The following is a 21,188-nucleotide window of genomic DNA, read 5'->3' on the forward strand; positions in this document are numbered from 1 at the left end:
CGTCACCCGCTCCCGCCTGGGACGACTCGTCCGCCAGGGATTCCTCGAGCAACCGGGACGCGGCCGCTACCAGAAACGGACTTAACGCCCTCTCAGATCCTCAGGATCCAGTGTCTCGTGTGTCCAACATCAGGGGTCAAGGCCCGTGCATCTTGGATGCCCGGCCTGCCCCGGTCCACACGGCTCGAACCTGCGTGTTCGCCTCGCCCCTATCTTCAGCCCTGACACGGGCGGTGTCGAAACGGCTCGGCTGACCTCGACCAGGCCGGCGTCGTCGGGCTCGTGGAGCACAGCCGAGTGCAAATGGACACCGGACACCGGCTCTGGACGAGATCGGCAACCGCCGACGGGCCGTCGACTTCGATCTGCCGAAGCACGGTGGCGGTGCCCGCCAGGCGCAGCCGCTGACCAGCACGTGGATGATCGCCGCGAACAGCGTCTCATCCAGCAGGTCGGTGCGGCGAAGCTCGGCCGGCAAGGCAGCGTGCAGGCGTGGCCAGACGCCGGCCTCGGCCCAGTCCTGAGGAAAGGTTGATTGTCGACGGGGCCGGATCGAACATCACAATGCGCCGAGGGGGGTGACGGCGTCCCCTGCCTTGGCGCGGCAAGTCGTTCCAGAATGGTCGGTATGGATCTGGCTGCCTTCGGTGAGTTCTTGAGGTCGCGACGCGATCGCATCCGCCCCGGCGAAGTGGGGCTTCCCGAGTCGGCACGACGTCGGGTGCCTGGGTTGCGCCGCGACGAGGTGGCTCTCTTTGCCGACACCTCGGTTGACTACTACAACCAGTTGGAGCAGGGCCGGGGTGCGCAGCCGTCCGCGCAGATGGTGGCCGCGCTCGCGCGGGCTCTGGGGCTAACGGAGGATGAGCATGCCCATCTGTACCATCTGGCCGGCCGTCCGCTGCCACCTCGGCACGGACCGTCGGTGCACGTCCATCCGGGGATGCTCGATCTGCTCGAACGTCTGCCAACCACCCCGGCGGCAGTGATCACCGACTTGCACGCGACGCTGGTACAGAACCGCCTCGCCGCTGCGCTGCTGGGACCGACCCCCAGGAAGAAGGGTATCGAGGCCAGCTTCGTGTACCGCTGGTTCACCGACCCCGAGGCCCGGCGGCGGTACCACCCGGACGAACACGATCACCAGTCGCGGGTCTTCGTGGCCGACCTGCGAGCGGTCTCGGCTCGCCGTGGCGGCGACAGTGAGGTGCGCGGACTGATTCGGCGACTGGTCTCGGTTAGCTGCGAGTTCGCGGACCTGTGGGCTCATCAGGAGGTCGCCGTACGTCGGGCCGACCGAAAGAGGCTGATGCACCCAGGCCTCGGCGTGATAGAGCTCAACTGCCTCAGCCTGCTGAGTGAGGATGGTTCGCAGCGGCTGTTGTGGTTCACCGCCCCGGTGGGCGGCGACGCGGCGGAGAAGCTGGAACTGCTCGCCGTCCTGGGCAGCCAGGATATCGGGGCCGCGAAGCAGAGCGGGCCCACTCTTCGCTGAGCGCAGCGTTCTGGTTGGCCGGTCTACGGGGCGACCGACTGTCCGTCAACGTGCGCTCAGAATCGGCGACTTCGGTGTGCCGTGAGCGCGGAATCTCTCGATCGGCAGCGGTCCTGGAGCCCCAGGACTGCTGCCGGGCCCGAGGGGCTGGCGCTGTCAGATCGTGGGTCTGCCGGCGGAACCGCCGGTCGAGGAACCGCTGCAGCGTGTTCTTGGCCTTCACCTCGGTCCTCACGCACTGCGCCCCGCACCCCGACGAACCCGTTGCCGTCGGGGCCCCGGCCGTCGACGATCTGGTGGACCACGATGCGGAAGTCGCTGAAGGCCTCACCCACGCCCTCGATCAGCGGAGCGGCGCCGGCTCGGCCGGGTGCCTGGCCCGGACCCAGCGGGATGTCGTCCCAGTCGTCGGCGATGATGTCGTCGAGGAGCTCGGGCTTGCCACTGAACGCCGCGTAGAAGGTTCCGATCAGGTCCTCGATGGTGCGTGTCATCGTCTCTCCTCGAAGGTGGCGGGTACGGCGACCGTGAGGAGGTCCTCGATGCCCAGATGGCGGAAGAACGTGTGTTGCTTGGCTGCACGCACGGCGTCGAGTTCCTCGACCCCCTTGCGCTGCGCGTCGACCACAACCCGGCGCGGACGCTTGCTCTGCGGCTTTTCGAGCACCTCGGCCAGAGCCCGGCCGACGGACTCCACCTGCGCGGGTGAGCCGTCGTTCGCGAGATCGACGGCATGCAGGCGCTCGGAAATCTCGGCGGCCCTGCCCGGCAGGCCGGTGTACTGGGTGACGACGGCCGCGTCAGCAGGCGAGTTGCTGTGCGTGAAGTGTTCGGTACCTTCGGTGAAGGCGCCTGGTACGACGATCACGGTGTCGATACCCAGAGGTGCCACCTCCAGCCCCATCGACTCGGCGAGGAACTCGCCCGCGGCCTTGCTGGCGATGTAGGTCGCCATGAACGGCTCGGCGATGTGGGCGGTCGTGCTGCTGATGTAGGCCAGCGTCCCTGAGCCCTGGCGGCGCATCACCGGGAGAACCGCGCGGTTGACTCGTAGCCAGGACACCGCGTTGGTGTCGAGGATGCGCAGGAACTGATCCGGGGTGAATCCCTCGGCGACGCCCGTCATCAGCATGCCGGCGTTGTTGACCACGACGTCGATCCGCCCGTACTCGCCAAGGACGACATCGACGGCGCTGCGGCAGCCGGGTTCGGACAGCACATCCAGTTCCAGCGCCGTCAGGCGCACGTCCTCGGCTGACGCGAGTTCGCGCAGTTCCTCGGCCCGTCGGCTGTTGCGGCCGTCCAGGTCGCGTATCCCGGCGTACACGATGTGACCTGCGCGAGCGAGCTCCATCGCGACGGCGCGGCCGATCCCACTGCCGGCACCGGTGACGATGACGACGAGGCTGTCGGATTTCTCGGTGGTAGGCATCAGGCGATTCCTCCATTGGTTCTGATGACCTGGGCGATGACCCGTCCGCAGGCGGGAGAGGCCAGGCAGGCGTCGAGGCCTGTGAGATTTACGGTGCCGAGCCACGCCGTCGGCGTCGCGGCGGCCATGCGGGCGATCCACCCCTGGGACGTGCTGGTGGTCAGGCGCTGCCGCTTCGGTCACCACGCGGTGAATGATGGACAGCCTCGCTGCCCCAGTCCGCGACGTTCGCCGACACCGCGAATGCCTTGCCCCCGGCGCTTTCGTCGGCGACGCCGTCGCTGGCAGCCTCGTCGCTGTGGAGGCAGTCGAGCGCGGTGAGCCCCGCGTCCGCCAGCTCTCCGCGGTCGCGCGCCCGATGCTCCCTGATGCTCCGGTAACGCTAGCCATCTGATGGGGTTTCAAGGCCGTTGCATCTCTCTGTAGGTCCCGACTTGCAGAATCAACAGTCGGCTGCAGCGGGCTGTGCGAGAAGGCGGGGCTCACACTAGTGACGGCATCACCACCCTCCAGGCAACGGCGTCAGACCGGATACGATGCTCTCAGTGGGCGGTGCGTAATCCTTTGGGTGGTTCTGCTGTCGCCTGGTGGTGTGGCGGGGCGGAACCTGCCAGTCGTGAACGCGATCCTCTACCAGGGCCGGACCGGCTGCCGGTGCGCCTGTCTCCCGCACGACCTGCCGCAGAAGAGCGCGACGCATTACTACTTCGCCGCCTGGCGGGACGACGGGACCGACCGGGTCATCCATGAACTCCTGCGCTGCCAGGTCCGCGAGCGCGTGATCTCGCCTGCGAGTCCACGAGCGGGGCCTGGGCGTGACCCGTGCCTGCGGCACGGGCCTACGGTGTCTGCATGCCAGGGGACTGGCCCGCCGTGCCAGCCCTTTCCGGCGGTTCCATGGAATTGACAGGGCGGCTGCCATCGTCGCGAGCGGCCACGCGTCTTTCGTAGTCGACTTCAACAGGTCGGCAACAACCGAGGGTCCCGGTCCGCATCCGTGGCGGCCGCCGCGCTCGGTTGCCTGCCGCCGGGCACTCGGGGCTCCGCGCGGGGGTTCGGCTACGTGGCGCGGCGGGCCGCCAGTGCGGGCCGCCGCGCCCTCCTCAACCGGCTGTCAGTCGTCGAGGGCCTCCAGGACGTCGCCGAGGTCGACGAACTTGAAGCCGGTGGCCTCCCGGTCGCCGTCCTCCGGAGAGGTATGACCGTCCTGGACGACGAGCAGGCCGTCCGGGTACCTGCGGCCGAGCGGCTCGGCGAGCACGTCCGCGCCGTCGCACGCCTCGGAGCCGTCCAGCGACCCGGACGCGGCACCCACCCGGAAGCCGCCCTCGTACTCGTAGTCGTCGGAACGTTCACGGTCGTAGGCGACGAAAGTGTCGTCGCCCTGGCTGGAGGCGAGCAGGTAGCCGTCCCCGTCGTCCTGCTTCAGCAGGGTCAGGCCCTCGACGTCCGCCGACATCCGGTCGCCGCCGAAGCCGGGGTCGTCACCCGCCAGGCACTCGTCGGAGGCCTCGTCGTACGTGGCCGGCACGCCGTACTCGCGGACCTTGTCCTGCAGGACGGGAGCGCCCTTGAGGTCGGCCCGCAGGCGCCAGACGCCCACGTCCTCCTGCCCGGCGAAGAGCGTGCCCGTCTCCGGGTCGACGACCATGCCCTCGACCTGCGGGCCCTCGCCGGGGTCGCCGCAGGGGGACCACTTCGTGCCGTCGGGCATCGTGAAGGCGGCGGGCAGGTCCAGGGTGCGGACCTTCCGGTAGGACACCGTGCCCCGGCTCGTCGTGGTCAGTTCCAGCAGCGCTATGCGGGTGGTCGCGTTCTGGCTGACGAGAGCGTATGACATGCCGGTCGCGGAGTCGGTGTAGGTGGCCAGGCCGTAGGCGGTGCTCTCCTCGTTGACCTCCGCCTGCGAGCCGGAGAAGATCCATGGCGCCGAGGGGTCCGTGACGTCGGTGAGCGGGGCGCCGGGGCGGTCTCCGTCGATGCGGTAGACGCGCAGCTTGTCGCTGCCGCGGTCGCTGACGACCGCCAGGTCCGTGGCGCCGGAGCTCAGGGACGTGTCGTGCACCAGGTCGACGTTGTTGAAGCGGCCGGGGGCGTCGTCCGCGCCGGGCGCTGCGGGCGCGGGGACCGACTGCACCTGCCGGGCGTCGAGATCGTAGACCCGCAGGCCGCCCTCCTTGGCCGTGGCGATGACGAGGCTGGCGTCCGGGTCGGCGGAGTTGCGCCAGATCGCCGGGTCGTCGGCGTTCGCGTTGCCGCCCTCGTCGTCGTCGAACAGCGCGGCGGTCTCGGCCCGAGGAACGACTACGGGCGGTGCGGCCGCGCCCGCCGGAGTGCCGGATGCCGCACCAGCGGCGAATGCGAGGGTCGCGGCCACCGCTACGACACCGGAACGGCGTCTTGTGAACGCGCGCAAGAAGTTCTCCTCTGTCAGGGAGTGGACGGGACAACACCGCATGATCACAAGATCACGCGGAGCGCGGGCGACATGGTGGCAACCCCCCATCGACGGACGGGCGTCCGGCGGGTGAATGTCTGAGATCTCCGGTCGGCAGGTGGGGGTGTGGTGCGGGAGCAGGACACCGTCAGGGCCGTTGGAGGATGGCGTCCCGCCGTGTGGTGTAGGGGATGTCCGCGGTTGAGTGCGCGGGTTCCGCTCCCTGGTTTGCGGCCTCTGCTGGTGACTTGCTCCCTGCTCACCGGCAGGCCCCCGTGCAACTGTCCTGAGTGAACGGGCAGCTCGACCCCAGGGGGTGCACGGTCGCGTTGTCCCGGCATGACCTACTTCGCCTGCCTGAGTCACTGCGTTCGGCCGATGGTCTTGAACTCGTCCGCGAGGTCGCCGAACAGCTGCTGCAGGAACTGATCGAGGCCGGGGGGCCCTGTACGCGGTCATCATCGAGGCATACGTCCACGGCGTTTCCACCCGCCCCGTCGACGACCTGGTCAAAGCCCCCGGCTCCGACACCGGGATGTCCAAGAGCGAGGTCTCCCGGATGTACGCGAACCTTGACGAACAGCTGGACGCCTTCCGGACCCGGCCGCTGGATCACATTCGGTTCCCCTGCCTCTTCCTCGACGCCACCCATGTCAAGGCCCGTGTCGACCACCGCAACGTCTCCCAGGCGATCGTCATCGCCACCGGCGTCACCCGGGACGGCGGCCGGGAAGTCGTCGGTGTCATGGCCGGCGACAGCCGCCCCGCAATGGCGAAGCGAGTCGAACCGCACTGGAGCGGCGAGGTGTCCTCGGGCTCTCCGGGCAGGCAGCGGTCGCGGGATACGGCGCGGGGCGGCACCGCCACTCGGCGTTCCCTGCCAAGGCCATGGGACGTGACGGTATGTGATGACGCAGACGGTGAGTCCGAGGTGCTCCGTGCGGGCGTCGTCGTGTATGTGCCAGAGGACGCCCAGGAGTCGGAGGCTGTGAAGCAGGCAACGATGCGTTCGACGACGTGGCGGACGATGCCAGGACCGCGGGGGTAGTGTCGTGGGCGCGCCCCGACGTCGGTCAGGGCACCAAGGAGCGCAACAGGTCGGCTGAGAGGGCCTCGAGCAGCTGTGTCTGGCAGGTGGTGAGGAAGAAGTGCCCGCCAGGCAGCATGAGCAGCTGGAAGCGGCTCGTCGTCATCCGGCCCCAGGCCCGCAGGTCCGCGGGATCGCAGTCCGCGTCCTCGGTGCCCCCGTACGCCGAGATCGGACAGTCGAGCCGGGGGCCCGACCGGTACTGGTACGTCTCCAGGGCCGTCGTGTCGGCGCGCAGCGCCGGCAGGTAGATCGCGCGCATGTCGGCGGATTCCCGGATCATGGGCGGGATCGCCTGGAAGCGATGGTCCAGTATGTCGAGGAAGGCGTCGTCGGGCAGGGTGTGCACCGGGGGGTGCCGCATCGGCGTCTGCGGTGCGGGGCGGGCCGCCACCCCGAGGTGGGCGGCCCTTAGCCCGTACACGTCACGCAGCTCCCGTACCAGCTCGAAGGCGACCCAGGCGCCGAGACTGTAGCCGAACACGGCGAACGGGCCGCGCAGTTCGGGCGCCAGGGCGGCGGCCGCCTGCTGCGCGATCTCCGCCACGCTGTGCAGCGGTGCCTCGCGCAGCCGTGCCTCCCGCCCCGGCAGTCGCAGCAGCCACGGCTCCACCGCGTCCCCCAGCCCGCGGGGCCATGCGTGGTAGGCGGCGGGGCCGCCGCCCGCGTACGGCACACAGATCAGGCGCAGCACGGCCGTGGGGCGTGGCTCCGGCCGCAGGATCCACTGCTCGAAGGGGGAGGCGACGGTCGTCATGCGCGGCGTACGTCGAAGGTGAGCCGCTTCGGGTTGCACAGCGCGTAGGTCGGATACCAGTCGAGCCCGGTCGGGGTGAGCTCGGTGTACCGGTCCAGGACCGTGTTGAGCGCGATCTTCGCCTCGAGCCGGGCCAGATGGGCGCCGAGGCAGTAGTGGATGCCCGTCGTGAAGGCGAGTTGGGGGTTGGGGTCGCGGTGGATGTCGAACCGGTCGGGGTCGGTGTACTTGCGCTCGTCGCGATTGGCGGAGATCAGCGAGCACAGGACCATCTTGTTGGGCGGGATGACCACGCCGCCGAGCTCCACCTCCCGGTTGGTGACCCGGCCGCCTTCGGGTACGGGAGTGCGGTAGCGCAGCACCTCTTCGACGGCGCCGGGCACCAGGGCGCGGTCTGCGCGTACCTGAGCCAGCTGGTCGGGGTGCTCGCTCAGGGTCACCATCATGTTGCCGATCAGCGACATGGTGGTGAGGTGGCCGGCGAGCAGGAGCAGGACGGTGAAGTTGACGACCTCCTCCTCGTCCAGCGAGCGGTCGCCGACGGTGGCGGTGACCAGCCGGCTGACCAGGTCGTCCCGCGGTTCGGCGCGGCGCCGGGCGCTGAGGTCCCTGACGTAGTCCTGCAGTTCCTCCATCGCCTTCTGCACCTGTACGGCGAAGTCGGGGTTGGCCGGGTTCTCGCAGGTCAGTGCCAGCTGCGCGTCCGCCGTGCGCTGGAGCACACCGCGGTCCTCGCGGGGGACGCCGATCAGGGTCGAGATGACGTTCAGCGGCAGCTGGTAGGCCAGGTCCCTGGTGATGTCGATCTCGTCCCGGTCCTCGACCGCGTCCAGCAGTTCCTTGGTCAGGGTCTCGATGCGGGGGGCGAGTTCGGCCAGCGTCCGGGGTGTGAAGCCCTGGGCGATGACGCCCCGGAGCTGCTTGTGCTCGGGCGGATCCATCGTGGACAGGTTGCCCCGAGTGAACGCGTGCTGGGGTATGACCCGGCACATGTCGTTGGAGAACACTTCCCAGTCGGACAGGACGCGGTGGACGTCCTCGTACCGGTATACCTTCCAGGACTGCGATGGTTCGTCGAACATGACCGGGGTGTTGTCCCGGGCGCTGCGCATCCACGCGTGGAGCGCGGGGCCACCGTCGGCGAAGAACGGCGGCGCGGCCACGGAGTGGTCAGCCATGTGTCCCCTATCCTCCTCGGTTCCGCGGCGGGCCCGACAGGAGCGGAGCCCGCACGGCTCGTCACGGCTCAGTCTTCGCCCGCGCACCGAGGAGGCGCCCCGGGGGAGTACCCCAGCACCGACCCCGGCTTTACGAGTGTTCGGCGTCGTACTGCTCGCGCCACTTGTCGAAGAGGGGGGTCAGCTCGCGCTGCATGAAGGCGTGGAAGTCCTGCATCTCGTGGAGCCGGCGGCCCGCGGGGCTGTCGTGGCCCGCCGCCCGCAGACCGTCCGAGGCGGCCTGCTCCAGGACGTCGATCACCGCGTTCTGGTTGCCCATCATCGTGGCCCAGGCGTGGTTGCGGAACCGGTAGTGCTCGCGGCGGCTGCCGGGGGCGGGTACTCGCTCGATGATGCCGATCTGGATGAGTTGCTTCACTGCCCCGGAGACGGCGCCCGAGCTGATCTGGAGCTGCTCACAGAGGTCGCCCGCGGTCATCGTCTCCTGCTGCGTGTAGAGCAGTGCGGTCATCACCCGGGCCATGGTGCGCTGCATGCCGCTGTCCGCGAGGGAGAGCGCCAACTTCTCGGCCGCATCGCGGAGTTCTGTGTCGTTCTGGTCCATCCGGGCTCCTTGGTGCTTCCTCGGCAAGAAGGTCCTGCTCGGGGCGTGGGATCTTGACGCCTTCTTAGCGTAACGAAAACTCGCGAAACTCCGAGTCTTTACAGATCTCTGAAAACTCAGCATAGTCGGAGTGTGATGAACGCAATCGAGCTCGGCGAGCTCACCAAGACGTACGGCACCCGCCGCGGCCTGACCGGACTGACGCTGGAGGTGAGGACCGGGGAGGTCTTCGGCTTCCTGGGGCCGAACGGCGCGGGAAAGACCACCACCATCCGGCTGCTCCTGGACCTGATCCGCCCGACGTCGGGTTCCTGCAAGGTGCTCGGCCTCGACCCGTTGGCCGAGGGTGCCAAGCTGCGCGGCCGCGTGGGTTACCTGCCCGGAGACTTCGTGTGTGACGGGCGGCAGAACGTCCGCGGCTATCTGCGCTTCCTCGCCGCACTTCGCGGGGGCGTGCCGCAGGGACGAATCGACGAACTCGCCGAACGGCTCGGCCTCGACCAGAGCGCCAAGATCAAGAAGCTCTCGAAGGGCAACAGGCAGAAGGTCGGTCTGGTGCAGGCCTTGATGCATACGCCTGAGCTGCTGATCCTCGACGAGCCCACCTCCGGTCTCGACCCTCTGGTCCAGCAGACCTTCCTGGACCTGATCTCCGAGGCCGCCGAGCGGGGGCAGACGGTCTTCATGTCCAGCCACATCATGAGCGAGGTCGAGGCGGTCGCCCACCGCGTCGGCATCATCCGTGACGGTGCCCTCGTCGCGCTCGACAGTGTCGCCAACCTGCGTTCTGCTTCGGTCCGCGACGTGGAGATCACCTTTGCCACGCCCGTTCCGGCCGACGCCTTCACGAGGGTGGCCGGGGGCGAAGGGCTTCGTGTCGATGCCGAGGGGACGGGCCTGAGCGGCCCGTTCTCCGGAAACCCGGACGACCTGATCAAGGCCCTTGCCACGTACGAAGTGGCCGGCCTGCAGGTCACCAAGCCGGCCCTGGAGGACCTCTTCCACTCCTACTACGAAGGGGCGGAAGCCGCCCCGCGCACCGCTCCGGTCTACGAGCGCTGAGCACTCCGCATCGTCAGTGACCTCGCACATCGGACCGGAAAGGACCAACCCCTCCATGAGTTCCGCCGTCTACACCAAGTTCTTCGCCGACAGCCGCCGTGGCCTGCTCGCCTGGGCGATCGGCGCCGCAGTCGTCGGGATGGGATACGCCAGCACCTATCCCGACCAGAAGGACAACACGGAGAGCCTGCCCGCAGGGCTCCGTGACTCCCTGCATGTCGACGCCACGGCCGCCGGCTATCTCCAGGCGGCCGTCTTCGGCCTCATCCTGCCCCTGCTTCTCATGATCTACGGAATCGCCGCCGGGTTGCGTGCCACCGCGAGCGACGAGGAGTCCGGCCAGTTGGACCTCTTGCTCGCGCATCCGGTCACCCGCACCAAAGTCGTGCTGCAGCGCTTCGCCAGTGTGGCCACCGGCGCCTTGGTGATCAGCTTCGTGATCTTCCTCGCGCTGCTCGCCATCCGTACCAGCGCGGAACTCGACAGCATCACAGCGGTGGAGTTTCTGGCCCAGTGCGTGAACCTGTTCCTGTTGTCCGTGACCTTCGCGGCGCTCGCCTTCGGCCTCGGCACCGCCTTCGGCAGCAAGGTCATCACGCTCGCGGGCTCCTCGGCGGTCGGCGTCGTCGCCTACACGGCCAACTCCCTCTACGCGCAGATCGGCGACGGCATCAAGTACCTGTCCCCGATGTACTACTACATCGGAGGCGAGCCGCTGCGGAACGGCTTCCAGTGGGGTGACATCGCCATCCTCGTCATCCTCTCCGCGATCTTCCTGGGCATCGGCACGGTCCGTTTCAACCGGCGCGACGTGAACTGCTGACCCGACCGTCCCGCGGGCAACTCGAAGCCACCCGGCGCCCCCCGATGTCCGGGCCGCCCCCGTGGGGGCGGCCCGGACATATCTCCGGTTCTGCCCCGGTGATCCGCGGGGTGGATCAGTCGGTGGCACGCTGTATGAGGGCGTCGGCCTGAGGGGAGCGGCGATAGTAGACGGCCCGGCCCCGGCGCTGCCGATGCACCAACCCGGCTGTGTGCAGTCGGGTCAGATGGTAGGAGATCGATCCGGCGGTGAGCGCGTGGAGTTTCGCCAGTTCGGCGGTCGTACGGGCCGGGCCCAGAGATTTGAGGAGCGCGAGCCGAGTGCGACCCATGACCTGACCGAGCGGAAACTCGGTGGTCGCGGGCTCGGCATCCGGCCGTCCCACGGGATAGGCCAGCGCGGTGTCGCCCCGCTTGCGGACGTCGGCGAAGAGCACCGGACGATACGCGTGCGTCGACGGCAGAAGGATCAGTGAACGCGACCAGAAGATCCGGCCGTCACGCGGTGTGTCGATGTTGAGGCCCCCGTCGCCCCAGCTGAGTGCGTGGTGAAGGGTGGGGAAGACCGCCGCCCAGCCCTCACGCACGACCGTCTCGGCACTGCGTGCGACCTCGGCCTCCAGCTGCCCCTTGACGAATGGCCATCGGGGCGCCATCAAGTGGGCCCAGAGGCAGGCGAGTTCCTCGGCCATGCGCCGGGCGAGGGTCCGTTCGTCGAACTGGGACAGGCTTCCAGTTCCCTGCACGCGGCGGATGACCTTGTCGCTGACGGGGCTCGGCGGAGTGAAGTCGCTCACGCCGGTGAAGAAGGCGGACATCTCGTCTCTGACCTGCCCGGCAGGAGTGTTGGCCACTGCGTGCAGCTGCTCCTCCACGCCGGGGTCGTAGCTCGACGGCAGCGGGGCTATGAAGTCGGGGAGATAGGAGGAACGGCAGCGGCACAACACGGCCAGGCAATCGAGGCGTTGTTCCTTGATGATGCGCCAGGTCGCGGAACTGAGCCGGCTGCGCAATGGCAGACGGACCGCGGTGATCAGTGCCATCGACAACTCGGCCATCGGTGACAGGGCGAATCTGGCGCGCGTGAGTTGCTCGGAAGACAGGTCGATGTGCAACATGTGGCCCCCGTTACGTTCGGATCGTGCACGCCGTAGAGGCAGTTTCCAGCCAGGGTCACGCTAAGGCCCCGATGGCCTTGCCGGCCAGGAAGGATTCGGCCACCGATTATTGCTTGGCTGAAGTTCTTGGGTCGGACAACGAAACACGAAACGTATGGGTGCGGGAAAGAGGTGCGTTTGGTAAAGGAAGGGAAAAGCTGGGCGGACTGGGCGTCGTTCGCCGCGCGGCGGGCCCATGTGACGGAGTGGCTAAACGGAATCTGCGGTTCCTTAACGCTGATTGCCCCTCTGGGCTGTTGCATCACATGTTGAAGTGTGGTTGTCAAGGGTGCTCGTCCCGCCACGATTTGACGCGCCTCAAATGACTTGCCTCTGGCTGATCTGCCGGGGTTCAATGTTCACACCCGCTCAGCAATTCCACCCACCCGACTGTTGTCCTGTCGTTCGAACCTGCTGATGGCGCTTCGTTCTGCGGTGTTTGTTCTGCATTTTTCACCGGTACTCATTCGGCACTCTCGTGCCTGCTGCTCCGGTCTCGTGGCGGCTGATGAAAACGTCCTGCTTTCATTCGTCTAAGGGGTTCGTTTCGTGCTGCGAGAGGTCCGTTTGCTGGAGCGGGGTCGTGAATTCGATAGTGCTCGAACCGCGCTCCGTCGAGCGCTGAACGGTGATGGCGGAGTGCTGATGGTCGAGGGACCGCGCGGGCTGGGCAAAACCAGTTTGCTGCGCTCCCTGCGGGACGAGGCGGCTGCCCAGGGCTTCAAGGTGCTGCACGCGCGGGGCAATGAGCTGGAACGTTCCTTCCCCTGGGCCGTGGTGCGTCAGCTTTTCGAACGTTCGGTGACGGCGGATTGCGCCGACGCGGATGAAGGGGCGCCGCTCTCGGGCCCCGCGACGCTGATCACCGCATTGTTCGACTACGACCGGTTGAGTCCTCCCAGTACGCTGACCGCGGGCGGGGACGAGCTGTATTCGATCGTGCACGGCTTGTACTGGCTCTGCTGCAACTTCTCGGCGCGCCAGCCGCTGCTGCTCGTCATCGACGATGTGCAGTGGGCCGATTCCTGCTCACTGCACTTCATCAGCTATCTCGCCAACCGGCTCGAAAACGAGTCCATTCTGATAGCCCTGGCCCAGGCGCCCGGCAAGATCCAGGACGACGTCACCCAGGATCTCGTGGTCGCCGCATGCGCCACGCCCCTCGCCACCGCCGTCCGGCTCGCACCGCTGAGCGCGGACGCGGTGCGGGAGATCATCACCACGACGCTCGGCTCCCCTCCGCACGATGCGGTGCTCCGCGTCTGCATGGGGATCACTGAAGGCAACCCGTTGCACCTCACCGAGCTGGTCAAGGAGATGGCGGCACGCGGGGTGCAGCCGGTCGAGTCGTCCGTGCCGCGCATTCGTCTCCTCGCTCCCGCCCTGCTCGCCTGGGACATACGCCGCCACATCAGCCAGCTGCCGGAGGCCGCGGTCGCCCTGGCCGGCGCCGTCGCCGTGCTGGACACCCGCGCGGAACCCCGGCACAGCGCGGCGGTGGCCGGGCTCAGGGAGCGGGAGGTGAGCGAGGCGATCGGATGCTTGAGAGACGCACAGATACTGCGGACCGGAGTGCCGTACTCCTTCTGGAGCCCCATCGCGCGCCATGTCATCTACGCCGACATGGCCGCCCGGGAACGCGGAGTCGCGCACTGCCGGGCGGCGGCGTCCCTGCACGCGGTGGAAGCCGAACCCGCCACCGTCGCGGAGCACTTGTGCCGCACGGACCCCGGCGCCCTCCCCTGGGCGGTGGATGTGCTCTCCACGGCCGCGCACCAAGCGCTGACCGCCGGGCATCCCTACACGGCCGTGCGGTATCTGCGACGCGCGCTGGCGGAGTCGACGCCCGAGCCGCTCGGCGCACGCCTGCTGGCGGCGTTGGGCTTCGCGGAGCTGCGGGCACGGGACCGTTCCGCGGTCGAGCACCTCGACGAGGCGTTGCGTCGTACCCAGGATCCGGACGTCGGACGAGCGGCGCGGTCAGATCTGGCGCTGGCGTTCGCCGCCAGTGGCCGTTACGAGGAAGCGCTGGGCGCCGCGCGTGCGGCGTGCGGTGAGGAAGAGGACGCCGGCGCGGATCGCGCTCCGGGCCAGGCGCGCGCCATCGAGGCGATCCTCCTGCGCAGCATCCGGAGCGGGGGAGCCGGGGGGGAACAGCGCACGGTGGCCCCGGCGGAGGCGGCGGAGCGGGCCCACTCGGCCGTCGAAGCGTGGAGCCGTGGCCGCTGCGTCACCCGCGTGGCCCGCCTCGCGGGCTCGGCCGTCGCGGTCGACATACGTCTTCCCGGCGGTGACGTCGAGCTGCCGCCGCCTTCGATCGCCGCGTGGATGCTCATGCAGTGCGACCGCCTGCCCGCGGCGGAACACGTGCTCACCCAAGTGGTCCGGCAGGCGTCGGGGGCCGGACACCTCCTCGCCGCGGCCACGGCCGAGAGCCTGCGGGCCAGGCTCCTCCTCGACACCGGACGCCTCTCCGAGGCCGAGACCACGGCGCGGTCCCTGCTGCGGGACCATCACGCCACCTCCCTGACCCCGATCAGCACACCCGTCGCGGCCGCGACCCTGGTGCACTGTCTGATCGAGACCGGGCGGCCCGAGGAGGCCGAGGAGTTCCTCGCAGCCGGCGGGTTCGGCCACAAGCTCCCGGACGCGGCCCCGTTCGTGCCGCTGAGGATGGCACGAGGACGGCTTCGGATCCGCCTCGACCGTCCTGACGAAGGTCTGCGGGAGCTGATCGAGTGTCGTGAAATCTCCTTGTCGGAGGGCTGGTTGTACCCGTCCGCCGCCTCCGAGTACCTCGGTGACGCGGTGCGGGCCCTGGCGGTCGGGCGCAGTGCACGCGACGCTCGCGCCCTGGCCTGCGAAGAGGTCGAGCGCAGTCGTGCCTTCGGCGCGGCCCGGCCGCTCGCCGTCGCGCTGCGGGCCCTTGCCGGGCTGTCCGGCGGACCCGGAGGGGTGGCCCGCCTCGAAGAAGCCGACCGCCTGCTGGCAGCCCTGCCCGACACACTGGAACGGGCGCGCACGCTGGTCGAGCTGGGGGCCGCGTTGCGGAGAGCGGGAAACAGGACAGAGGCCAGACAACAGCTCACCGCCGGAATGAAGTTGGCCCAACGGATCGGGGCGTCGCACGTGGAGGGTGTCGCGCGATCCGAGCTGCGGCTCGCCGGGACACGCCTGGCGAAGGTCGGTGTCGGGCCGAGTACCGCGCTGACACCGGCGGAGGAGCGCGTGGCCCGGAAGGCGGCCGATGGGCTGAGCAACAAGGAGATCTCCCAGGCGCTCTACGTCACGGTGAAGACCGTGGAATGGCACCTGGGCCAGGTGTACGCGAAGCTCGGCATCGCCAGGCGGGCGGAGCTGCCGCAGGTCCTCGCGGCAGGCCGCGGCGCGGCAGTGGCGCGGCACGGCTCGTGAGCGCGGTTCCGCACGCTCGGGGGAGACGCCCCGCCGAGGCGGAGACGGCGGCGGCGCGGGCCGCGCGCGTCGACGCGCTCCTCGGTGATCCGTCCGCACCCGGCAATCCGGCCGGGCACCGGGCGTCGCTCGACGCGGACCGGACGGCCACCGTGCCGGCCGGGGCGGAGTCGGTGCTCGAAGACTTCGGGATGAACGCGGAACTCGTGCCGTGGGAGCTGGGCGGCAGGTTCGACTCGGTGGAGGGCCTGTCGCGAGTGCTGCGGCCGGTGTTCCGCAGGGACGTCGCCCTCGGGGCGGGCACAGGCCTGAGCGCCTTCGTGGCCGCGTCCGCGGTGTGGCAAGCGGGCAGCCCCGGACAGCGTGAGTGGCTCGCCCGCCGCCTCCTGTCCGGGGGGAAGGCGGCGACCGTCGCGTACGAGGCCGCCCACACCCGGCCGTACCCGCACGGCGAGGTCACGGCTGTGCCGGCCGGGGACGGTTCCTTGTCGGTCACCGGCCTCAGGCGCTTCGTGATCAACCTGTGGCGGGCCGACGCCCTCATCGTGCTCTGCCGCGACACCGAGCGGCACGGGGACGACGGTGACTGTGTGCTGCTCGTCGACCCGCGGGAGCTGCCCGCCGACCGCTACCGCGCCGTGCGGCACCGGGTTCCCGAACGGGTGGGTCTGCGCTGCTATGTCCGGGCCGGAGCCTGGTTCGACGCCTGTCCCGTGCCCCGGGGAGCCCTGTTGGGTCCGGCGGGCACCGGCTCGGCCACGTCCCTCCTGAGCGTCCGGATCCACCAGGCGCTGATGGCCGCAGCCACGGTCGCGGCCCTCGACACGACCCTGCGCACCGCGGTCGGCGCGCACCGGACAGCCAGGCGCAACCGACACGACCGTCAGCCGGGCGCCACCCTCCTCACCGGTGCCTTCGTGGACCTGTTGACGTACGACAGCCTCGCGACGGCCGCCACCCGTTCCTTGCGCCCGGGACCTGCGGAGGCCGGTGTCCACGCGGCGGCGGCCGCCTCGTTGCAGCCCCAGGTCTGCACGGACACGACATACGACATGGCGGTGGTTCTGGGCACGCGGTTCCACACGGCCGACGGCGCTGTGGGCATGCTCCACAAGAACCTCAAGGACATGCGGGCCATCGGCCTCGGTCAGGCCGGTGCCGCCTGCGGGCGGTCGCTGGTCGTCGCCGAGCTGCCACGGCTCGCGCGCGGCTCCTCGCGCGCACGACGGGAGGCGCCGGCCGTGCTGTTCCGGCCGGATGCCGGACTCCCGCCCTCCGCGTACGGAGAATCGGCCGACGCCGGGGGCCTGAACGGCCTAGGGGGCACGCTGCTGGCCAGGGCCGCATCGCTGTCCGGACAGGGGCCGGTGGGACGGAGTCTGCGCACGGTCGCCGAGCGCCTCCGCGTCGAGTTGCGGGAACTGCGCCTTCGGGCGCTGGCACTGGCGCCGCCGGAACCGAACGGCGCTGCCGGCCCCGCCTGGTGCGCGCTCGCCGACCGGTACGCGTGGGTGCTGGCCGCCGAGGCCGCCCTCGGCGTCTGGTACCACCGTCGCGACGACGCCTTCCTCGCCGACCCGGCGTGGGTGACGATCGCGCTGCACCGGGTCGCGGGACGACTGGGCCTACGGGCGGCCGAGCCGCCTGCGGACTGCGCCCTCCGGGTTCACCAGGAGGTTCTCGGCCGCTTCGGCGAGCGGCGCAGCTACGACCTGTACGGCACTGCGGTCATGGCCTGAAGGAGGCGAGCGTGCGGCTTCGACCGATCTCCGTGGCCCCCGGCAGCCTGGAGGGGGCAGCGCTACGATCCGCCCTGACCGGACGCGGCACCGTGGTCGTCCACGGACAACTGACCGCGTGGCAGCCGGAGCACGACGAGAGCGCGGAGCTGCGGGCCGTGCTCGGCCGTGACTGGCAGTACTTCCACGGCATCGAGCACACCCCCTACCGTCTGCGGTACGCCGCCTCCCGGCTGCTGATCAAGCACGTGGCGGCCGCCGCCCTGCGTGTGGACGCGTCGGACCTGGAACTCGCCCGTGGGCTTGCCGGACGGCCCTCGCTGCGCGGTTGCGACCAGCTCGACATCAGCCTCAGCCACACCGGTGGTCTGCTCCTCGCCGGGCTGACCCGGCGCGGCCGCATCGGCGTGGACGCCGAGAACGCGGACCGACGGGTCCACGGACCGGGTCTGCTCCGCGGCGCCTGCACGCCCGGGGAGCTCACGGCGGTCCAAGAGCTGCCCGAGAGCGAGCGTGACGGCGCGCTCGTGCGCCTGTGGACGCTGAAAGAGGCGTACAGCAAAGCGATCGGGCAGGGTCTGCGCGTGCCCTTCACCACCTTCGGATTCGATCTCCGGGAACGCCCCCTGCGGCTCCGCGCAGCAGACGGGACGCCGGCCGCGGGTTCCGCCTGGTCCTTCCACACGGACGAGCTGAACACCGGAGGATCGGCCTATCGGCTGGGCGTCGCGGTCTGGGACAGCGGCTGAACGGTTCGGGGATCTTCCGGATGAAGTTGGCCGGCCTGCCACGTCACCAGCGCCGGGCACGGATCGTTCACAGGCCATGAGCACAGTGGGCAAGGACGGAACGAGGCGGATCGCCACAGCGTTCCGTATGACCGACGAGGCGTGGCGACGGCACGCCAACCCGTGGAGCGTGTGGACCAGGTTCGCCGCGCTGCCCGCCCTGGTACTCGCGGTGTGGAGCAGGGAATGGATCGGCGTCTGGGCGGTCGTGCCCGTCGCGCTGGTCGGTGTCTGGCTGTGGGCGAACGTCCGGGTCTTCGGTCCGGTCGCGGCACCGCCGGAGCAGTGGAGCGCCCGAGGCATCTACGGCGAGCGGATCTGGCTGCGCGAACGGGCCCGGCTGCCCGAGCACCACCGGCGCGTCCTGCGGCTGCTGGCTTTGCTCGGCCCCGTCGGAGGCGGTTTCCTCGTGTGGGGGCTCGTGGCGCTCGACCCGTGGCCGGCTGTGCTGGGCTGCGCAGTGATCGTGCTCGCACAGCTGTGGCGCATCGACCACTTCGGCTGGATCTACGATCTCACTGCCGAAAGCACCGACGGAGACCGTTCCACCCCAGAGGTCCGACACCGGGGCAGCATGAGGTGATGCTGGGGGAGAACCCCGGTGCCCCGGCCGGCGGCGCGGGCGAGGCTCGACGGTGCGAACAGCGTCCATCTCCAGCGAAGGGGCTGCTCCCATGACAGCGCCGCACACCGAGAAGCCGCCGACTCCGGGTCTCAACGAGGGCGAGCGGGACTATGTGAACCGCGTTGCCGAGCACTACCGGGACACCGACAACATGGCCTGGGAACACGGCTATGTCATCGGCTGGTTGATGATCAGCGACCCGGTCCAGCAGTCGGCCGCCGAGCTCTGCGAGACGCTCGGTGTGACCCGTGAGGCCGTCGACCACATCGACAAGCTCCTCGTCCCCCCGGGAGTGCTGACCCGTCAGGAGCTGCCCGGCGGCGAGTACGCGCTCGCCATGAGCGTCGATGTCTGGCCGAAGACGGTGCAGCACTCGATGCTCTCCCTGCCCTCGTTCCACACCGTGATGCGGCACGGCCTCGACGTCCTCGCGGACGAGCCTGAGGAGCGCTGCCGGCGGATCGCCAACATGGAGCGGTTCTTCCGCTATCTGGGCGAGGAGATTCCCGCCGTCTTCGACCGGTACGAGCCCCCGACCCCCCTCACGTCCTGACCGAGCGCACCGCCCCATCAGCCGCGCACCACACGAGAGGACAGCCATGACCACGGACACGGACCAGCTCCCGGCGGCACCGGGACTGACCGAGGGGGAGCGCAGCTTCGTCCACAAGGTGGCGGAGCACTACCGCAACACCGACAACATGGCCTGGAACTACGGCTATGTGTTCGGCTACATGATGATCTGTGCGCCGGTCGAGCAGCGTGTCAGCCAGATCGTCGATGCGCTCGGGGTGACGCGTGACGACGTCGACCACGTGGCGAAGCTGCTCGTCACACCGGGCGTCTTCGACAGGCGCGAGGAGCCCGGCAGCGACGACTACTGGATGTGGCTGCCGGAGCACAACTGGCCTAAGGCCGTGCGGTACTCGCTCGTCAACATTCCCAAGTTCCACGAGGTCCTCAAGCGCGGTCTCGAAGTACTGGAAGACGCGTCCGAGGAGCGCCGCGAGCGTGTCGTCAGGCTGGAGCACCTCTACCGCCACTTGGCCGCGGAGGTCCCCGCGGTCTTCGACCGGTTCGAGAGCGCGAGCGCCGAGTAGAACACGCGCGGACGGGCCGAACGGGACTCACGAGGGACGGGACGCGATCACATGGATCAGGAGGGCGCCATAGCCCGCCCGCTCACGACGGCGCGACGGCTGCTGCCCGAGCATCTCGGCTCGGCCGCGTTCCTGCGGGACCACGGGGTGCGCTACGCCTACGTGGCGGGCTCGATGTTCAAGGGCACGGCCTCGCAGGGCATGGTCGTGCGGATGGCCCGAGCAGGACTGCTCGCCTACTTCGGCACCGGCGGTCTGCGCACCGAGCGTGTGGAAGAGGTGATCCGGGCGCTCGACGCCACGCTCGGCGCCGGCCGCGCCTACGGCATGAACCTGCTCTGCTCGCCCGGCGCACCGCGCAAGGAGGAGAGGCTGGTCGACCTCCTCCTCGCGCACCGCGTGCCGCGCGTCGAGGCGGCCGCGTTCATCCGGATGACACCCGCCCTGGTCCGCTACAGGGTCACCGGTCTCACCCCCACTCCGAGCGGTGGGGTGGACGTGCCGCACAAGGTGCTGGGCAAGGTGTCACGGCCCGAGACGGCCGAGGCGTTCCTGAGCCCTCCACCGCCCGCTGTCGTGCGGGATCTGCTGCTGGCCGGCAGCATCAGCGCCCAGGAGGCGGAACTGGCTGCTCGTGTGCCCATGGCCGACGACCTCTGCGTCGAGGCCGACTCGGGCGGCCACACCGACCAACGGCCGCTCGTCACACTGCTGCCCGCGATGCTGCGGGTCCGCGAATCGGTCGCGGCGGATCGTCTCCCCGGCGCCGCGGACGTGCGCGTCGGCGTCGCGGGCGGTATCGGCACCCCCGAGGCCGTTGCCGCGGCCTTCATGATGAACGCCGACTTCGTTCTCACCGGAAGCATCAACCAGTGCACCGTCGAGGCCGGCACGAGTGACGCGGCCAAGGACATGCTGCAGCAGGCGGAGGTGCAGGACACCGCCATCGTCCCCGCCGGGGACATGCTGGAGATCGGCGCCAAGGCACAGGTCCTGCGCAAGGGCCTGCTGTTCCCGACCCGTGCCAACAAGCTCTACGAGCTGACGCTGCGGCACAACTCGCTCGAAGAGCTAGACGGGAGAACCGCCCGGCAGATCCAGGACAAGTACTTCCACCGCACGTTCGACGAGGTGTGGCAGGAGACCGCCGGGTACCTGCGCACCACCGACCCGGACCAGCTGGCGGCGGCCGAACGGGACCCGAAGCTCAGGATGATCCTTGTCTTCAAGTGGTACTTCGTGCACTCCGCCCGGCTCGCGATGAGCGGGGCACCCGAGCAACGCGTGGACTACCAGATTCCCTGCGGCCCCGCGCTGGGCGCCCTCAACGGCCTGTTGCGGGGCACCGCCCGTGAGCACTGGCGCGCCCGCCACGTCGATGACCTGGCCGAGCTCCTCATGGCAGGGGCGGCCCGGCTGTGGCAGCAGCGCCTCGACGAGGTGGCCGCACGGCAGCAGGCCTGAACTCTCGCGTTCGCGCGTGTCCTCGCA

The 21,188-nt window shown here is 69.5% G+C and carries 17 protein-coding genes and 2 pseudogenes; 12 read left to right on the forward strand and 7 right to left on the reverse strand.

Going from position 1 to position 21,188, the window contains the following annotated elements; genetic code table 11:
• Window positions 1-628: 628 nt before the first annotated feature.
• Complete coding sequence (locus AB0P07_RS34580) at window positions 629-1,495, forward strand: helix-turn-helix transcriptional regulator (protein ID WP_365557855.1); 867 nt, start codon at window positions 629-631, stop codon at window positions 1,493-1,495.
• Window positions 1,496-1,551: 56 nt separating this feature from the next.
• On the opposite strand, the gene AB0P07_RS34585 is transcribed toward AB0P07_RS34580, so the two are convergent.
• Window positions 1,552-1,989, reverse strand: coding sequence for a hypothetical protein (locus tag AB0P07_RS34585; RefSeq protein ID WP_365557858.1), 438 nt, complete (start codon window positions 1,987-1,989; stop codon window positions 1,552-1,554).
• Entirely contained in the window at window positions 1,986-2,927 is a 942-nt protein-coding gene (locus AB0P07_RS34590) for an SDR family NAD(P)-dependent oxidoreductase (protein WP_365557861.1), read from the reverse strand. Before AB0P07_RS34590 ends, AB0P07_RS34585 begins: the two co-directional genes overlap by 4 nt.
• Window positions 2,928-3,540: 613 nt before the next feature.
• Here AB0P07_RS34590 and AB0P07_RS34595 point away from each other — a divergent pair.
• A pseudogene (locus tag AB0P07_RS34595) lies at window positions 3,541-3,705 on the forward strand (transposase); the annotation flags it as partial.
• A gap of 336 nt (window positions 3,706-4,041) precedes the next feature.
• On the opposite strand, the gene AB0P07_RS34600 reads toward AB0P07_RS34595, so the two are convergent.
• A complete protein-coding gene (locus AB0P07_RS34600; RefSeq protein WP_365557864.1) occupies window positions 4,042-5,343 on the reverse strand; it encodes a phytase in 1,302 nt (433 codons plus the stop codon).
• Between the two features lie 463 nt (window positions 5,344-5,806).
• Here AB0P07_RS34600 and AB0P07_RS34605 point away from each other — a divergent pair.
• Window positions 5,807-6,109: pseudogene (locus AB0P07_RS34605) on the forward strand (transposase); the annotation flags it as partial.
• 328 nt (window positions 6,110-6,437) lie between these two features.
• Here AB0P07_RS34605 and AB0P07_RS34610 read toward each other — a convergent pair.
• The 3 genes from AB0P07_RS34610 to AB0P07_RS34620 form a co-directional block, all read right to left on the reverse strand.
• Window positions 6,438-7,208, reverse strand: a complete 771-nt coding sequence (locus AB0P07_RS34610) for a thioesterase domain-containing protein (RefSeq protein ID WP_365557867.1) — start codon at window positions 7,206-7,208, stop codon at window positions 6,438-6,440.
• The gene (locus AB0P07_RS34615; RefSeq protein WP_365557870.1) at window positions 7,205-8,386 is read right to left on the reverse strand and encodes a cytochrome P450; all 1,182 of its coding nucleotides are present in this window, start codon (window positions 8,384-8,386) and stop codon (window positions 7,205-7,207) included. The genes AB0P07_RS34610 and AB0P07_RS34615 overlap by 4 nt, the downstream gene beginning before the upstream one ends.
• A 130-nt stretch (window positions 8,387-8,516) precedes the next feature.
• On the reverse strand, window positions 8,517-8,990 hold the full coding sequence (locus tag AB0P07_RS34620; protein WP_365557873.1) for a MarR family transcriptional regulator: 474 nt from the start codon (window positions 8,988-8,990) through the stop codon (window positions 8,517-8,519).
• 135 nt (window positions 8,991-9,125) lie between these two features.
• Between AB0P07_RS34620 and AB0P07_RS34625 the strand changes: the two genes are divergently transcribed.
• The gene (locus tag AB0P07_RS34625) at window positions 9,126-10,052 is read left to right on the forward strand and encodes an ABC transporter ATP-binding protein (RefSeq protein ID WP_365557876.1); all 927 of its coding nucleotides are present in this window, start codon (window positions 9,126-9,128) and stop codon (window positions 10,050-10,052) included.
• A gap of 55 nt (window positions 10,053-10,107) precedes the next feature.
• Entirely contained in the window at window positions 10,108-10,875 is a 768-nt protein-coding gene (locus tag AB0P07_RS34630; RefSeq protein WP_365557878.1) for an ABC transporter permease subunit, read from the forward strand.
• Between the two features lie 115 nt (window positions 10,876-10,990).
• Here AB0P07_RS34630 and AB0P07_RS34635 read toward each other — a convergent pair whose 3' ends face one another.
• A complete protein-coding gene (locus tag AB0P07_RS34635; RefSeq protein WP_365557880.1) occupies window positions 10,991-11,992 on the reverse strand; it encodes a winged helix-turn-helix domain-containing protein in 1,002 nt (333 codons plus the stop codon).
• A 588-nt stretch (window positions 11,993-12,580) separates the two neighbouring features.
• Between AB0P07_RS34635 and AB0P07_RS34640 the strand changes: the two genes are divergently transcribed.
• From AB0P07_RS34640 to AB0P07_RS34670, 7 genes are all read left to right on the forward strand, one after another.
• Window positions 12,581-15,445, forward strand: coding sequence for an AAA family ATPase (locus AB0P07_RS34640; protein WP_365557883.1), 2,865 nt, complete (start codon window positions 12,581-12,583; stop codon window positions 15,443-15,445).
• Window positions 15,442-17,184 (forward strand): acyl-CoA dehydrogenase, encoded by a 1,743-nt coding sequence (locus AB0P07_RS34645; protein WP_365557886.1) that lies wholly within the window; start codon window positions 15,442-15,444, stop codon window positions 17,182-17,184. Before AB0P07_RS34640 ends, AB0P07_RS34645 begins: the two co-directional genes overlap by 4 nt.
• Before the next feature lie 92 nt (window positions 17,185-17,276).
• The gene (locus AB0P07_RS34650) at window positions 17,277-17,933 is read left to right on the forward strand and encodes a 4'-phosphopantetheinyl transferase superfamily protein (RefSeq protein ID WP_365557888.1); all 657 of its coding nucleotides are present in this window, start codon (window positions 17,277-17,279) and stop codon (window positions 17,931-17,933) included.
• A gap of 76 nt (window positions 17,934-18,009) precedes the next feature.
• Window positions 18,010-18,555, forward strand: a complete 546-nt coding sequence (locus tag AB0P07_RS34655) for a DUF6653 family protein (RefSeq protein ID WP_365557890.1) — start codon at window positions 18,010-18,012, stop codon at window positions 18,553-18,555.
• A 91-nt stretch (window positions 18,556-18,646) separates the two neighbouring features.
• Window positions 18,647-19,150 carry a hypothetical protein gene (locus AB0P07_RS34660; protein WP_365557893.1) on the forward strand — a complete coding sequence of 168 codons (504 nt, stop codon included), beginning with the start codon at window positions 18,647-18,649 and terminating at the stop codon, window positions 19,148-19,150.
• Window positions 19,151-19,196: 46 nt separating this feature from the next.
• Complete coding sequence (locus tag AB0P07_RS34665; RefSeq protein ID WP_365557896.1) at window positions 19,197-19,697, forward strand: hypothetical protein; 501 nt, start codon at window positions 19,197-19,199, stop codon at window positions 19,695-19,697.
• Between the two features lie 51 nt (window positions 19,698-19,748).
• Window positions 19,749-21,161: a PfaD family polyunsaturated fatty acid/polyketide biosynthesis protein gene (locus AB0P07_RS34670; protein WP_365557899.1), complete on the forward strand. Its 1,413-nt coding sequence runs from the start codon at window positions 19,749-19,751 to the stop codon at window positions 21,159-21,161.
• Window positions 21,162-21,188: the final 27 nt, after the last annotated feature.

It is taken from the genome of Streptomyces sp. NPDC085944 (genome assembly GCF_040686295.1).
Classification (GTDB): domain Bacteria; phylum Actinomycetota; class Actinomycetes; order Streptomycetales; family Streptomycetaceae; genus Streptomyces; species Streptomyces salinarius.

Coding starts and splice junctions, on each gene's coding strand:
- AB0P07_RS34580 (WP_365557855.1), top strand. CDS start 629: ATGGATCTGGCTGCCTTCGGTGAGTTCTTGAGGTCGCGACGCGATCGC.
- AB0P07_RS34585 (WP_365557858.1), bottom strand. CDS start 1,989: ATGACACGCACCATCGAGGACCTGATCGGAACCTTCTACGCGGCGTTC.
- AB0P07_RS34590 (WP_365557861.1), bottom strand. CDS start 2,927: ATGCCTACCACCGAGAAATCCGACAGCCTCGTCGTCATCGTCACCGGT.
- AB0P07_RS34610 (WP_365557867.1), bottom strand. CDS start 7,208: ATGACGACCGTCGCCTCCCCCTTCGAGCAGTGGATCCTGCGGCCGGAG.
- AB0P07_RS34615 (WP_365557870.1), bottom strand. CDS start 8,386: ATGGCTGACCACTCCGTGGCCGCGCCGCCGTTCTTCGCCGACGGTGGC.
- AB0P07_RS34620 (WP_365557873.1), bottom strand. CDS start 8,990: ATGGACCAGAACGACACAGAACTCCGCGATGCGGCCGAGAAGTTGGCG.
- AB0P07_RS34625 (WP_365557876.1), top strand. CDS start 9,126: ATGAACGCAATCGAGCTCGGCGAGCTCACCAAGACGTACGGCACCCGC.
- AB0P07_RS34630 (WP_365557878.1), top strand. CDS start 10,108: ATGAGTTCCGCCGTCTACACCAAGTTCTTCGCCGACAGCCGCCGTGGC.
- AB0P07_RS34635 (WP_365557880.1), bottom strand. CDS start 11,992: ATGTTGCACATCGACCTGTCTTCCGAGCAACTCACGCGCGCCAGATTC.
- AB0P07_RS34655 (WP_365557890.1), top strand. CDS start 18,010: ATGAGCACAGTGGGCAAGGACGGAACGAGGCGGATCGCCACAGCGTTC.
- AB0P07_RS34660 (WP_365557893.1), top strand. CDS start 18,647: ATGACAGCGCCGCACACCGAGAAGCCGCCGACTCCGGGTCTCAACGAG.
- AB0P07_RS34665 (WP_365557896.1), top strand. CDS start 19,197: ATGACCACGGACACGGACCAGCTCCCGGCGGCACCGGGACTGACCGAG.
- AB0P07_RS34670 (WP_365557899.1), top strand. CDS start 19,749: ATGGATCAGGAGGGCGCCATAGCCCGCCCGCTCACGACGGCGCGACGG.